The sequence below is a fragment of the Nonomuraea africana genome, from assembly GCF_014873535.1.
GTDB classification, from domain to species: domain Bacteria; phylum Actinomycetota; class Actinomycetes; order Streptosporangiales; family Streptosporangiaceae; genus Nonomuraea; species Nonomuraea africana.
Window position 1 is genome coordinate 3,559,902 of the sequence record NZ_JADBEF010000001.1, and the last position, 13,050, is coordinate 3,572,951.

Annotated in this window: 9 protein-coding genes; 6 read left to right on the forward strand and 3 right to left on the reverse strand. The window is 70.6% G+C overall.

The genetic code is table 11. The features are described 5' to 3' along the window. The first annotated feature begins 133 nt into the window (after positions 1–133). The 3 genes from H4W81_RS16875 to H4W81_RS16885 are packed head-to-tail and all read left to right on the forward strand — an operon-like array spanning position 134 to position 4,991. Positions 134–1,513: a family 2B encapsulin nanocompartment shell protein gene (locus H4W81_RS16875; protein ID WP_225958663.1), complete on the forward strand. Its 1,380-nt coding sequence runs from the start codon at positions 134–136 to the stop codon at positions 1,511–1,513. Continuing rightward, the gene (locus H4W81_RS16880) at positions 1,513–3,639 is read left to right on the forward strand and encodes a terpene synthase family protein (RefSeq protein WP_225958664.1); all 2,127 of its coding nucleotides are present in this window, start codon (positions 1,513–1,515) and stop codon (positions 3,637–3,639) included. The genes H4W81_RS16875 and H4W81_RS16880 overlap by 1 nt, the downstream gene beginning before the upstream one ends. Then, positions 3,636–4,991, forward strand: coding sequence for a family 2B encapsulin nanocompartment shell protein (locus H4W81_RS16885; protein WP_318781778.1), 1,356 nt, complete (start codon positions 3,636–3,638; stop codon positions 4,989–4,991). The genes H4W81_RS16880 and H4W81_RS16885 overlap by 4 nt, the downstream gene beginning before the upstream one ends. A gap of 422 nt (positions 4,992–5,413) precedes the next feature. Here the strand turns inward: H4W81_RS16885 and arc are convergent, their stop codons facing one another. After that, the gene (gene arc, locus H4W81_RS16890; protein ID WP_192775688.1) at positions 5,414–7,177 is read right to left on the reverse strand and encodes a proteasome ATPase; all 1,764 of its coding nucleotides are present in this window, start codon (positions 7,175–7,177) and stop codon (positions 5,414–5,416) included. Between the two features lie 204 nt (positions 7,178–7,381). Further along, positions 7,382–8,230 (reverse strand): tRNA (adenine-N1)-methyltransferase, encoded by an 849-nt coding sequence (locus tag H4W81_RS16895; protein WP_192775689.1) that lies wholly within the window; start codon positions 8,228–8,230, stop codon positions 7,382–7,384. Between the two features lie 86 nt (positions 8,231–8,316). Between H4W81_RS16895 and H4W81_RS49355 the strand changes: the two genes are divergently transcribed. The 3 genes from H4W81_RS49355 (at position 8,317) to H4W81_RS16910 (ending at position 12,659) form a co-directional block, all read left to right on the forward strand. Beyond that, entirely contained in the window at positions 8,317–10,944 is a 2,628-nt protein-coding gene (locus H4W81_RS49355; protein ID WP_192775690.1) for a LuxR C-terminal-related transcriptional regulator, read from the forward strand. A gap of 12 nt (positions 10,945–10,956) precedes the next feature. Continuing rightward, on the forward strand, positions 10,957–12,054 hold the full coding sequence (locus H4W81_RS16905) for a GNAT family N-acetyltransferase (protein ID WP_192775691.1): 1,098 nt from the start codon (positions 10,957–10,959) through the stop codon (positions 12,052–12,054). A 122-nt stretch (positions 12,055–12,176) separates the two neighbouring features. After that, positions 12,177–12,659 (forward strand): hypothetical protein, encoded by a 483-nt coding sequence (locus tag H4W81_RS16910; RefSeq protein ID WP_192775692.1) that lies wholly within the window; start codon positions 12,177–12,179, stop codon positions 12,657–12,659. A gap of 28 nt (positions 12,660–12,687) precedes the next feature. Here the strand turns inward: H4W81_RS16910 and H4W81_RS16915 are convergent, their stop codons facing one another. Then, the gene (locus H4W81_RS16915; RefSeq protein WP_192775693.1) at positions 12,688–13,047 is read right to left on the reverse strand and encodes an effector-associated constant component EACC1; all 360 of its coding nucleotides are present in this window, start codon (positions 13,045–13,047) and stop codon (positions 12,688–12,690) included. Between the last annotated feature and the right edge of the window lie 3 nt (positions 13,048–13,050).

Here is a 13,050-nt window from a genome sequence, read left to right on the forward strand (position 1 = left end):
ACGCCCTTTTGACGGGGTTTGGTGCGGTTGGGTTCCGTGTGGCTGGTGAGACTTTACCATTACCCGTGTTTTACTTTCCGTTGACAGTAGATAACTCTGCGTGTCGAAGTCCTCCGGACGGATGGGTGAGGGAATGACGGACGATCAGCTCAGCCTTGGCACAGCGGCGGCACGGAACCTGGCGACGACCACCAAGTCGGTGCCGCAGATGCAGGAGATCACCTCGCGGCACCTGCTGCGGGTTCTCCCGTGGGTCCAGGCGATCGGCGGGGTCTACCGGGTCAATCGGCGGCTGACGTACGCGGTCGGCGACGGGCGGGTGACCTTCACCTCGACCGGCGCGGACGTGCGGGTGATCCCCGGCGAGCTGGCCGAGCTGCCCGCGCTGCGCGGGTTCGAGGACCAGGACGCGCTGGCCGCGCTGTCGGGCCGCTTCTCCCAGCGGGAGGTGGCCCAGGGCGAGGCGATCGTCGAGGCGGGACGGCCGCGCGACGAGGTGGTGCTCATCGCGCACGGCAAGGTCGCCAAGGTCGCGCAGGGCGCCTACGACAACGAGAGCGTGCTGGGAGTGCTGGCCGACGGCGACTACCTGGGCGAGCAGATCCTGCTCAGCCAGGACGGCCAGGACGGCCAGTGGGAGTTCACCGCGCGGGCGGTGACGGCCTGCACGGTGCTGACGATGTCCGCGCAGTCCTTCCGCGAGGTGGCCGACTCCTCAGAATCGTTGCGCGCCCACCTCGACGGCGCCTCGAACCCCGCCGACCGGGCGCAGAACGACCACGGTGAGGCCGCGATCGCGCTGGCGGCCGGCCACGTGGGCGAGGCCAGGCTGCCGGGCACGTTCGTCGACTACGAGTTGAAACCGAGGCAGTACGAGCTGAGCGTGGCCCAGACGATCCTGCGCGTGCACTCGCGGGTCGCCGATCTCTACAACGAGCCGATGAACCAGACCGAGCAGCAGCTGCGGCTGACCATCGAGGCGCTGAGGGAGCGGCAGGAGGACGAGCTGGTCAACAACAGGGAGTTCGGCCTGCTGCACAACGCCGACCTCAAGCAGCGCATCCACACCCGCTCGGGCCCGCCGACCCCCGACGACCTCGACGAGCTGCTGGCCAAGGTGTGGAAGGATCCGGCGGTGATCCTGGCCCACCCGAGGGCGATCGCGGCCTTCGCCCGCGAGTGCAACGCCAGGGGCCTCTACCCGTCCAACACCGAGTACGGCGGGCAGCGCGTGCCCGCGTGGCGGGGCATCCCCATGCTGCCCTGCAACAAGATCCCGATCACCGACAAGGGCATCACCTCGATCATGGCGATGCGCCTGGGCGAGGCCGACCAGGGCGTGATCGGCCTGAACCGCGTCGGCCTGCCCGACGAGTACCAGCCGGGCCTTTCGGTTCGCTTCATGGGCATCAACGACCAGGCGGTCATCTCCTACCTGGTGACGACCTACTACTCGGCGGCCGTGCTCGTGCCCGACGCGCTGGGCATCCTGGAAAGCGTCGAAGTCGGCTGATGGATCCCTTCGAACTCCCCGACTTCTACCTCCCGTATCCGGCCAGGCTGAACCCGCATGTCGAGACCGCCCGCGCGCACACCAAGGAGTGGGCGAGGGAGATGGGCATGCTCGACGATCCGGAGATCTGGGAGGAGCGCAGGTTCGACGGCATGGACTACGGGCTGCTGTGCGCCTACACCCACCCCGAGTGCGACGCCGCCGAACTCGACCTGGTCACCGACTGGTACGTGTGGGTCTTCTACTTCGACGATCACTTCCTCGAGACGTTCAAGCGAACCCGCGACGTGGCGGGCGCCCAGGCCTACCTCGACCGGCTCGACCTGTTCATGACCGACGATCCGCCGGAGCCGGCCAACCCGGTCGAGCGCGGGCTCAAGGACCTGTGGGCCCGTACGGTCCCCGGCATGTCCGACCTCTGGCGCGAGAGGTTCACCAGGGCCAACCACGAGCTGATGCAGGAGTCGATGTGGGAGCTGTTCCACATCGAGGACGGTCAGGTGTCCAACCCGATCGAGTACATCGAGGAGCGCCGCAAGGTCGGCGGCGCTCCGTGGTCGGCCTGCCTGATCGAGCACGCGGTGGGCGTGGAGGTGCCCGAGCGGGTGGCGGCCAGCCGTCCGATCAGGGTGCTGACGGAGACCTTCGCCGACGCGGTGCACCTGCGCAACGACCTGTTCTCCTACCGGCGGGAGGTGGAGGAGGAGGGCGAGCTGTCCAACTGCGTGCTGGTCGTGGAGCGCTTCCTCGACTGCGACACCCAGAAGGCGGCCGAGGTCACCAACGACCTGCTGACCTCGCGCCTGCACGTCTTCGAGCACACGACCTTCACCGAGCTGCCCGTGCTGTTCGCCGAGTACGCGCTGCTCCCGCACGAGCAGGAGGCGGTGCTGCGCTACGCGCGCGGCCTACAGGACTGGCAGTCGGGCGGGCACGAGTGGCACATGCGCTCCAACCGCTACATGAACGGCGGCGGGCGCACGGGCTTCCACATCTCCCCCCGGCACGTGATGGGCCCCGGCGGGCTCAGGAACCACGCCCACGTGCCGCATCAGAAGGTGGGCCACCTGCCGCTGCCCGATATCCCCATGCCGTTCCAGGCGCGGGAGAACCCGCACCTGGACGCGGCGCGCAGGGCGACCCTCGAGTACGCGGAGGCGATGGGCTTCTACACGATGGTGTGGGACCGAGCCGGCCACGCCGGCTTCGACCTGGCGTTGTGCGCCTCCGGCATCGACCCGGACGCGAGCCTGGAGGAGCTGATCCTGGCGACCGACTGGCTGAGCTGGGGCACCTACGGCGACGACTACGTGCCTGTGGTCTTCGGCCGCTCCCGCGACTTCACCGGGGCGAAGGCGTTCAACAAGCGTCTTTCGGAGTTCATGCCGCTCGATCTGGTGGTGACGGCGGTCGCGGCCAACCCGGTAGAGCGCGGCCTGGCCGACCTGTGGGTCCGTACGGCGGAGCCGATGCCGCCCGAGGGCCGCGCCCGGTTCAGGTCGGCGGTGGAGGAGATGACCGCCAGCTGGGTGTGGGAGCTGTCCAACCACGTCCAGAACCGGGTCCCCGATCCCGTCGACTACGTGGAGATGCGGCGCAAGACGTTCGGCTCGGACATGACGATGGCCCTGGCGCGGCTGGCGCCGGGGCGGTCGATCCCCGCCGAGGTCTGGGGGTCGCGGCCGATGACGGCGCTGACCGGCGCGGCCCACGACTACTGCTGCATGCTCAACGACCTGTTCTCCTACCAGAAGGAGATCGAGTACGAGGGCGAGCTGCACAACATGGTGCTGGTCATGGAGACGTTCTTCGACTGCGACCGGCCCAGGGCGGTGGAGCTGGTCAGCTCGCTGATGGCGGCCAGGATGCGGCAGTTCCAGAAGATCGCCGAGGTCGATCTGCCCGCCCTGCTCGACGACATGGCGGCCGACGCCGAGCTGCGCGCGTCGGTGGCCGGCTACGTCGCCGAGCTGGGTGACTGGATGGCCGCGATCCTGCGCTGGCACAGGGAGTGCAAACGTTATGACGAGGCGACGCTGAAGGGCACCCGCTGGGTGGCAGGCCCGACGGGCCTCGGCACGGCAGGCACGAGGATCGGGACACTGCTGGGAAGGATCGCCTCGTGACCACGCTGAGCCTGAGCACGGCGGCCGCCAGGAATCTGGCGACCACCACCAAGTCCGTGCCGTTCATGCGGGAGATCACCCCGCGGCACCTGCTGCGGGTGCTGCCGTGGGTGGAGGTGACGGGCGGCGCCTTCCGCGTCAACCGGCGCCTCACCTACCGGGTCGGTGACGGCAGGGTGAGCTTCACCTCGACCGGCGCCGACGTCAGGGTGATCCCCGGCGAACTGTGCGAGCTGCCCGCGCTGCGCGGCTTCGCCGACACGGACGTCCTGGCGGAGCTGGCGGGGCTGTTCGAGCAGCGCGAGTACGAGCCGGACCAGGTCCTCGCCGAGGAGGGCCGGCCCCTCGAGGAGGTGCTGCTGGTCGCGCACGGCAAGCTGGCCACGTCGGCGCGCGGCGCCTACGACGGCCCTGTGCAGCTCGGGCGGCTGGCCGACGGCGACCACCTGGGCGACTCGCTGCTGACCGGCGGCGCCACCTCGTGGGGGTACACCGTCCGGGCCATCACCGCCTGCACCGTCCTGGCGTTGCCGGCGCCCGCCCTGCGGGCGCTGCTCGACCGCTCCCCCGCCCTGCGCGCCCATCTGACGCCCTCGGGCCCGCCGAAGCCGCAGAACAGGTACGGCGAGGCGGAGGTGGCGCTGGCGGCGGGCCACGTGGGCGAGGTTCGGCTGCCCGGCACGTTCGTCGACTACGACCTGTCGCCGCGCGTGTACGAGCTGAGCGTGGCGCAGACGATCCTGCGGGTCCACACCAGGGTCACCGACCTCTACAGCGACCCGATGGACCAGCTGGAGCAGCAGTTGCGGCTCACCGTGCACGCGTTGCGCGAACGGCAGGAGCACGAGCTGGTCAACAACAGGGAGTTCGGCCTGCTGCACAACGCCGATCTCAAGCAGCGCGTCCACACCCGGACGGGGCCGCCCACCCCTGACGACCTGGACGAGCTGCTGTCCAGGCGCAGGAAGACGCACTGCTTCCTGGCCCATCCGCGGGCGGTGGCCGCCTTCGGCCGCGAGTGCAACGCGCGCGGGGTCTACCCGGCGGTGACCGAGGTGCCGGGGGGCAGGGTGATCGCCTGGCGGGGCGTGCCGCTGCTGCCGTGCGACAAGATCCCGGTCAGCGACAAGGGGCTGACCTCGATCATGGCCATGCGCCTGGGCCAGGACGACCAGGGGGTGATCGGGCTGCGCCGCACGGGGCTGCCCGACGAGCGCGAACCGGGGCTGTCGGTGCGGTTCGCCGGCATCTCCGACCAGGCGATCTCCTCCTACCTGGTCACCACCTACCACTCGGCGGCCGTCCTGGTCCCCGACGCGCTCGGCCTGCTGGAGAGCGTGGAGGTCGGCTAGCCGAGGGCGCTCTGGAAGGGGCGCTGTGGAAGGGAGACGGTGGAGGGCGGGAAAGTGCGCCCTCCACCGCTTTCGCATCTACCCAGGAAGACCTCAAGGCCACGGGTGCGCACGCTCAAGCACCCGACCCGCGATCCGGCGCCCGGCACTGAGACGGGCGACACCTGAGACCGGCACAGCCCGAGAGACCCGCACACCCCAGAGACCGGCGCGGGCTCAGAGACGGGGCGCGGGCTCAGAGACGGAGACTCGCTTAGAGACGGGGGCTCTCGGAGACGGGCACGTGGGCTCGTGGCGAGGGGCCGGCCCTGGGCGCCGCAGCGGCCCCGCATCGTCGAAAGGGCCGCCCCTTGGGCACGGAGCGGCCCCGCACGTCGAAGGGCCGCTCCCCCGAGGGAAGCGGCCCCTTTCGACCGTAGGACTTACAGGTACTGGCCGGTGTTCGCGACCGTGTCGATCGAACGCCCCGCCTCGGTGCCCGTCTTGCCGGAGACCAGCGTGCGGATGTAGACGATCCGCTCGCCCTTCTTGCCGGAGATGCGGGCCCAGTCGTCGGGGTTGGTGGTGTTGGGCAGGTCCTCGTTCTCGGAGAACTCGTCCACGCAGGCCGCCAGCAGGTGCTGCACCCGCAGGCCCTTCTGCCCGGTTTCGAGGAACTGCTTGATGGCCATCTTCTTGCCCCGGTCGACGATGTTCTGGATCATCGCGCCGGAGTTGAAGTCCTTGAAGTACAGGACTTCCTTGTCGCCGTTGGCGTAGGTCACCTCGAGGAAGCGGTTCTCTTCGCTCTCGGAGTACATGCGCTCGACGACGCTCTGGATCATGCCGTGGATGGTCGACTCGCGGGAGTCGGAGTGCTCCGCCAGGTCGTCCGGGTGCAGCGGGAGCTCGGAGATGAGGTACTTGGAGAAGATGTCCTTCGCCGCCTCGGCGTCGGGCCGCTCGATCTTGATCTTGACGTCCAGGCGGCCGGGCCGCAGGATCGCCGGGTCGATCATGTCCTCGCGGTTGGAGGCGCCGATGACGATGACGTTCTCCAGTCCCTCGACGCCGTCGATCTCAGACAGCAGCTGCGGGACGATCGTGTTCTCGACGTCGGAGGAGACGCCAGAGCCTCGGGTGCGGAAGATCGAGTCCATCTCGTCGAAGAACACGATCACCGGGGTGCCCTCTGAGGCCTTCTCGCGGGCTCGCTGGAAGACCAGGCGGATGTGCCGCTCGGTCTCACCGACGTACTTGTTGAGCAGCTCCGGGCCCTTGATGTTGAGGAAGAAGCTCTTGCCCGACTGGCCCGTCTTCTCCGCGACCTGCTTGGCCAGGGAGTTGGCGACGGCCTTGGCGATGAGCGTCTTGCCGCAGCCGGGCGGGCCGTACAGCAGCACACCCTTGGGCGGACGGAGCTTGTGCTCGCGGAACAGGTCGGCGTGCAGGTAGGGCAGCTCGATGGCGTCCCTGATCTGCTCGATTTGCCGCATGAGGCCGCCGATCTCCTCGTAGGAGATGTCGGGGACCTCTTCGAGCACGAGCTCTTCGACTTCGGACTTGGGAATGCGCTCGTAGACATAGCCGGAGCGGGACTCCAGCAGAAGCGAGTCGCCCGCGCGGATCGGCTGCCCGACCAGCGACTCGGCAAGGCGCACCACGCGCTCCTCGTCGGCGTGGGAGATGACCAGGGCGCGCTCGCCGTCTTCGAGCAGCTCCTTGAGCATCACGATCTCGCCGACCTCTTCGTAGCCGAGCGCCTCGACCACGTTGAGCGCCTCGTTGAGCATGACCTCCTGGCCACGCCTGAGCGATTCGACGTCGACCGCGGGACTGACGTTGACCCGCAGCTTGCGGCCTCCGGTGAAGACCTCCACCGTGCCGTCTTCCCTGGCCTCGAGGAAGACGCCGAAGCCGGACGGCGGCTGGGCCAGCCGGTCGACTTCCTCCTTGAGGGCAACGATCTGGTCCCTGGCCTCCTTGAGTGTGGCGACCAGCCGTTCGTTCTGGCTGGTGACCGCCGCAAGGTTGGCCTGCGCCTCGTGGAGACGCTCTTCCAGGACCCTGGCCTGACGGGGTGACTCGGCCAGCTTCCGCCTCAGCGCGGTGATCTCCTCCTGCAGGAAGGAGACCTGTGTTGAAAGATCAGCGACCTCCCGTTCGCGCTGCGCGGCTCGAGCCTCAGCATCATCGCGAGCTGCCACGCCCCGTCACCTCCTTCCCAGTCGAGGGCGACTACTTAGGACCTTACCTATCTCGGGCCCCTCCGTAACCTGGCCGGGCAGTGTTCGTCGAGTGACATTCAGTGTTTGGCTATTTACCCCTATCGGAGCGTTTAGTACATGCAGCATATGAACACGGCGATCTGTTCCCGTGTCACGCACCAACGCACCGCCGTGGCCAAATTGTCATAGTTCTTCGGTGGTTCCCTTCGGTCGTCTGCGCCGTGGCGGGGGCGTGACGCCGTCCGCCATGCGGCGGGCGCTGACGAGGAACCCGGTGTGCCCGATCATCCGGTGGTCAGGCCGTACGGCGAGCCCCTCGACATGCCAGTCGCGAACCAGGGTCTCCCACGCGTGGGGCTCGGTGAAACTCCCGTGCTCGCGAAGTGCCTCGACGGTCTTGGACATCTGCGTGGTCGTGGCCACGTAGACGCAGATCACTCCGCCGGGGGTGAGGGCCTTGGCGGCCGACTCCACGCACTCCCACGGGGCGAGCATGTCGAGGATGATCCGGTCGACGTCGAGCTCGTCGATGGACTCGTTCAGGTCGCCCACGACCAGGCGCCAGCTGTCCATCTCGCCGCCGAAGAACTTCTCCACGTTCTTCTTGGCGACGTCGGCGAAGTCCTGCCGCCGCTCGTAGGAGGTGACCTTGCCCTCCGGGCCCACCGCGCGCAGCAGGAAGCAGGTCAGCGCGCCCGAGCCGACTCCGGCCTCGATGACGCGGGCACCGGGGAAGATGTCGGCCATGCCGACGATCTGGGCGGCGTCCTTCGGGTAGATGACGGCCGCGCCGCGCGGCATCGACAGCGTGTAGTCCTGCAGCAGGTGCCTGAAGGCGAGGTACTGCGTGCCGTTGGCCGAGCGGACCACCGAGCCCTCGGGCTGGCCGATCAGGTCGCTGTGCGGGATCGCCCCCTTGTGCGTGTGGAAGACCCCGTCCTCCTTCAGCGTGATCGTGTGACGCTTGTTCTTGGGGTCGGTGAGCTGCACCTGATCCCCCACCTGGAACGGCCCGTGCCTGCGAAAACCCATGCGCATGAGGATAGGGCGAATCGCGCACTCGAACGGCCCGCGGCAACCCCCTGTATCTGCGCCCTTCTGGACCGTAACATCCTCACGTGCCGACACGCTGGCCCTTCGCCGGTCGCGTCGAGGAGACCGACCGGCTGCTGACGCTGATGAACGATCCCGACGTCCGCGGGGTCGCGATCGTGGGCGCCGCGGGCGCGGGCAAGAGCAGGCTGGCGATGGAGGTCGTGACCTCCCTGCGCTCGCGCGGGCGCACCGCCGTCCACGCCATCGCCTCGATGGCCGCCCGCGAGCTGCCCTTCGGGGCGCTGGCCCACCTGCTGCCCGCCGCGCTGCCCCAGGGCGCCAACCCGCTGAAGTGGATCTCCGACACGCTCGTCGGGACCGAGCGGCGCCCCCTGATCCTGGTCGACGACGCCCACCTGCTCGACTCCGGCTCGGCCGCGGTCCTGCACCACATGGCGCAGGACGCCGCCGCGCAGCTGCTGCTCACCCTGCGCGGCGGCGAGCCCGTCCCCGACACGCTGGTATCACTGTGGAAGGACCTGGGCCTGGTCAGGATGGAGCTGGCGCCGCTGAGCCTGCGCGACGTCGGGCGCATCCTTGCCGCCGTGCTCGGCGATCCCGTCGAGTCGGCCAGCGTGGCCAGGCTGCACCGGCTCGCCGGGGGCAACGCGCTGTTCCTTCGCGAGCTGGTGGCCGGCGCGCTCGACGGAGGGGCGCTGGTGCGGGTGCGGGGTCTGTGGCGCCTGGAGTCGGCGCCGCCGGTCGCCCCCGCGCTGGCCGACCTGGTCGCCGCCCGCATCGGCCGCCTGGAGCCCGCCGAGGAGGAGGCGCTGGAGTACATCGCGCTGGGCGAGCCGCTCGGGGCACAGCTGCTGGCCGGCCTGGTGCCGGCCGCCACCGTCGAGTCGCTGGAGGCCAAGGACCTCATCAGGGTGCTCGTGGACGGCAGGCGCACGCTGGTGCGCCTGGCCCACCCCCTGTACGGCGAGGCGATCAGGGCCGGCAGCCCCCTGCTGCGCACCAGGCGCCGCTACCGCCGGCTGGCCGAGGCGCTCGAGGCCGCGGGCGGGCGGCGGCGCGACGACGTGGTGCGGCTGGCGGTGTGGCGCCTGGAGAGCGGCACCGTCAAGGACCCCGGCCCGCTGCTGTCGGGCAGCGAGATCGCCTGGGCGGCGCACGACGCCACCCTGGCCACCAGGCTGGGCTGGGCGGCGCTGAACGCGGGCGGTGGCGCGCGGGCGGCCATCATGCTGTCGGACGTGCTGTCGTTCTCCGAGGCGTTCACCGACTCCGAGGCCGCGCTGACCTCGGTGTGGAACGAGCCATGCGGCCCCGAGCTGCGGGCGCAGCTGGCGATGCAGCGCGCCTGGAACCTCAACTTCGGGCTGCGCCGTCCGGCCGAGGCCGACGCCGTGCTCGACGCCGCCGAGGCGATGCTCGACGACCCCTCCCTGCGCCTACTGGTGCACGCCATGCGGCTGAACGTGCGCATCCTGCGCGGTGAGGTGCACGAGAGCGCGCGGGCGGCCGAGGAGATGCTGGCGGGCGAGCACCTGTCGGTGGTCGCCGAGGCGATGGCGCTGGGCATCACCGCCTACGGCCTGCCGTACGCGGGCAGGTGCGACGAGGCCAGGCGGATGTGCCTTCGGGCCAGGGCGGTGGAGGCCTCCTGGCACGACGCGGCGCCCTCCGAGGTGCTCAAGCTCATCGCGGGCAGCTACCTGGCGGAGATGCTGTCGGGCGACCTGGCCGCGGCCGAGCGCGCCGTCCGGCACGGGCAGGAGGTGCTTGGAGACGACAGCGCGCTACGCCTGTTCAGGCGCATGTTCCTGCAGTGGCACGGCGAGATCGCCAGGATGCGCGGCAGGCTGGCCGAGGCGGCGCGCATCACCAAGGAGGCCACCACGCTGGCGGGCGCCGGCCACTTCACCGCGCTCGCGGTGGCCGAGCTGGCCCACTGCACGGCGCTGCTCGGCGACCAGGGAACCGCCCGCGCGCTGCTGGCCGAGGCCGAGCGCGACCGCACCGACGTCCTCTACCTGCTGCAGACCTCCATCGACGCGGCCCAGCGCTGGGTGACGGCGATGGGCGGCCAGCTGCCTCGCGCGACAGAGCTGGCGCTGGCGCACGCCGCCCGCGCCCGATCACAAGCCCTGCTGGGCATCGAGCTGGGCGCCCTGCACGACGTGGTGCGCTTCGGCGGGGCGCGAAGGGTGGCGACGCGGCTGACGGAGGTCGCCCGGCGGCACGACGGCGCCCTGGCCGCCGTCTGCGCGGCGCACGCCGCGGCCGCCGCCTCGGGAGACGGCGAGGGCCTGGACCGCGTGGCGGGCTCCTTCAGGGAGCTGGGGATGACGCTGCACGCCGCCGAGGCGTACGCGCAGGCCTCGGCCGCGCACCACGCGCGGGGCCATCCCCAGAAGGGCAGGACCGCCGCCGCCAGGGCGGCGGCGTGCGCGGCGGCCTGCGGCGGCCCGCGCACGCCCGCGCTGGCCCGCCTGCGGGGTCCCGCGCTGACCGCGCGCGAGAGGGAGATCGCCAGGCTCGCGGCGGCGGGCCTGGCCAGCAAGGAGATCGCCGCGCGGCTGGTGCTGTCGATCAGGACGGTCGACAACCACCTGCAGTCGGTGTACGGCAAGCTCGGCGTCAACGGCCGAACGGAGCTGACCGAGCTGCTGGACGCCGATTCGCCACCCGAGGCGGACGATTGATAGCAATGGACCATGTTGCCGCGTGAAGTGATCTCCGCCGGTTCGCTGATCCTGCGCCCCCCGTCCCGCGACGACCTCGGCGCGATCGTGCGAGCCTCCTCCGACGCCGAGACCGCCAGGTTCCTCTACCTGCTGCCCGTGCCGTACACCCGCGAAGACGCGGAGAGCTATCTCGAGATGGCCGAGCGGCGCTGGGCCGAGGGCGGCGCGGAGTTCAGCGTCACCGACGCCGCGACGGGCCGCTACCTTGGCGCGGCCGGCCTGCGCGCCCCTGGCCCGGGTGACACGCTCGAGATCGGCTACCGGGTGGCCGAGTGGGCCAGGGGCAAGGGCGTGGCCACGGCGGCCGCGAGGGCGGTCAGCGAGTGGGCCTTCGACAAGGGCGCGCGCCGCATCGAACTGCGTGCCGAGGTGGAGAACCTGGCCAGCCTGCGCGTCGCCTACGCCGCCGGCTACCTGCAGGAAGGCGTCGAGCGCGAGCGGCGCCACACCAGGGACGGCAGGCCCGCCGACTTCGTGGCCTTCGCGCGGCTGGCGAGCGACCCCGGCGAGGCGGCGCCGCAGTACCTGCCCTTCCTCGAGGGCGGCGAGCTGTCGGACGGGGTGGTGCGGCTGGCCCCGATGGCCCCCGCCGACGCCCCCGACTTCCACGGCCTGATGCGGGAGCCGAGCGTCACGCGCTGGATGATGGCGCCCGCCGGCACGATCGAGAGCAGCGAGCGCCGCTGCCGCTACACCGGCTACTGGTGGCTGTCGGGGCAGCGGGTGGAGCTGTCCGTGCGCGACGCGGCCACCGACGCCTTCGCCGGGCACATCCAGCTCACGCAGGTCGCGCCGCTGATCGGCCAGGCCATGCTCGGCTACTCGCTGATGCCCGCCTTCCGCGGCAGGGGTCTCATCTCGAGGGCTGTGCGGCTGCTGACGGACTGGGCGTTCACGAAGACCGCGCTGCACCGGATCGTGGCGGGCACCGACGTGACCAACGAGGTGTCGCAGGGCGTGCTGGAGCGGGCGGGTTTCAGCAGGGAGGGAGTGCATCGCGAGCTGTTCCCGCGCCCTGACGGCACACGAGGGGACGATGTCGAGTGGCTGCTCCTTCGTCCCCACTAAGGGTGAAAAATCCGCATTTCCCGTTGAGGGGTGGTCAAGAACGCGTTTGGGGATAATACTCCGAGTCGCCGTCCGTTAACTCTCCGCCGATCCCGGCGAGCCATCATCAAAGGGGATGAGGCATGACCAGCGACTGCGTGAAGGAGCTCATCGAATCGTTCTCCCGTACGGAGGCCGACGACCTGCTGGGCCAGGTCGTCAGGTGCGCGGCCGCGGTGGGCGGCACGTCGTACGCGGGATTCGCGGAGGTGGACCCCCTGCAGGAGCTCGCCTGCCTCACGCACGCGCTGATCCCGCGAGACGATCGGCTGGGCGTCCGCGCGTGGCTGGAGGAGTCGGGAACGCTGAAGGAGCTGGCGACCGGCTCCGATCCCGTCCTGGTGGCGAAGGACCCGTCCCTGGGCGCGCCGGGCTTCCTGGCGGTGCCCGTGCCGCTGGCCACGCGCGATCTGGTCTATCTGTGGGTGGCGGGAGGCCGTTTCACCGACAGGGAGGAGCACCTGCTGGGCAGGCTCGCGCTCGCCTGCGGCCGGGCCCTCGAAGCCTCTCGCGGGCTCGAGGCGGCCGCCCGCATGCTCCGCTCCGTGCACGCGTTCACGGCCTGAGCCGGCACCGGGCCCCCGGACGCCGCGGTCAGTCGGCGGCGGCCTTGAGCGCGTCGCGCAGGAGGGCGGCGACCTGGGCGACGAGGGCGTCGACGTCCAGCTTGGCGCGTAGGTCGAGGTCGGCGGTGACCTCCGCGCCGATCCGCAGCTTGAGCGCGACGTCGCCACCCCTGGAGCGCAGCCAGAACTCCACCGTCCTGGTCAGGGCCGCCGCCTGCGCCGCCGACTCGACCTCGATCCGGAGCGCGGGCGGCTCGCCGCCCATCCGCCCCTGCTCCGGCGGCCGGTGCTCGAGGTGGACCCTCCCCCGCAGCGCATCGGCGTCCCGCAGCCACTCCTCCAGCGCGGCGACCTCGTCGAAGGAACCCTCGAAGACGACCTCGGCCATGTC

Excerpts from the sequence above, each read along its gene's own strand:
- H4W81_RS16905 (WP_192775691.1), top strand. The coding sequence starts at position 10,957 with ATGTTGCCGCGTGAAGTGATCTCCGCCGGTTCGCTGATCCTGCGCCCC.
- H4W81_RS16910 (WP_192775692.1), top strand. The coding sequence starts at position 12,177 with ATGACCAGCGACTGCGTGAAGGAGCTCATCGAATCGTTCTCCCGTACG.
- H4W81_RS16895 (WP_192775689.1), bottom strand. The coding sequence starts at position 8,230 with ATGGGTTTTCGCAGGCACGGGCCGTTCCAGGTGGGGGATCAGGTGCAG.
- H4W81_RS16915 (WP_192775693.1), bottom strand. The coding sequence starts at position 13,047 with ATGGCCGAGGTCGTCTTCGAGGGTTCCTTCGACGAGGTCGCCGCGCTG.
- H4W81_RS16875 (WP_225958663.1), top strand. The coding sequence starts at position 134 with ATGACGGACGATCAGCTCAGCCTTGGCACAGCGGCGGCACGGAACCTG.
- H4W81_RS16880 (WP_225958664.1), top strand. The coding sequence starts at position 1,513 with ATGGATCCCTTCGAACTCCCCGACTTCTACCTCCCGTATCCGGCCAGG.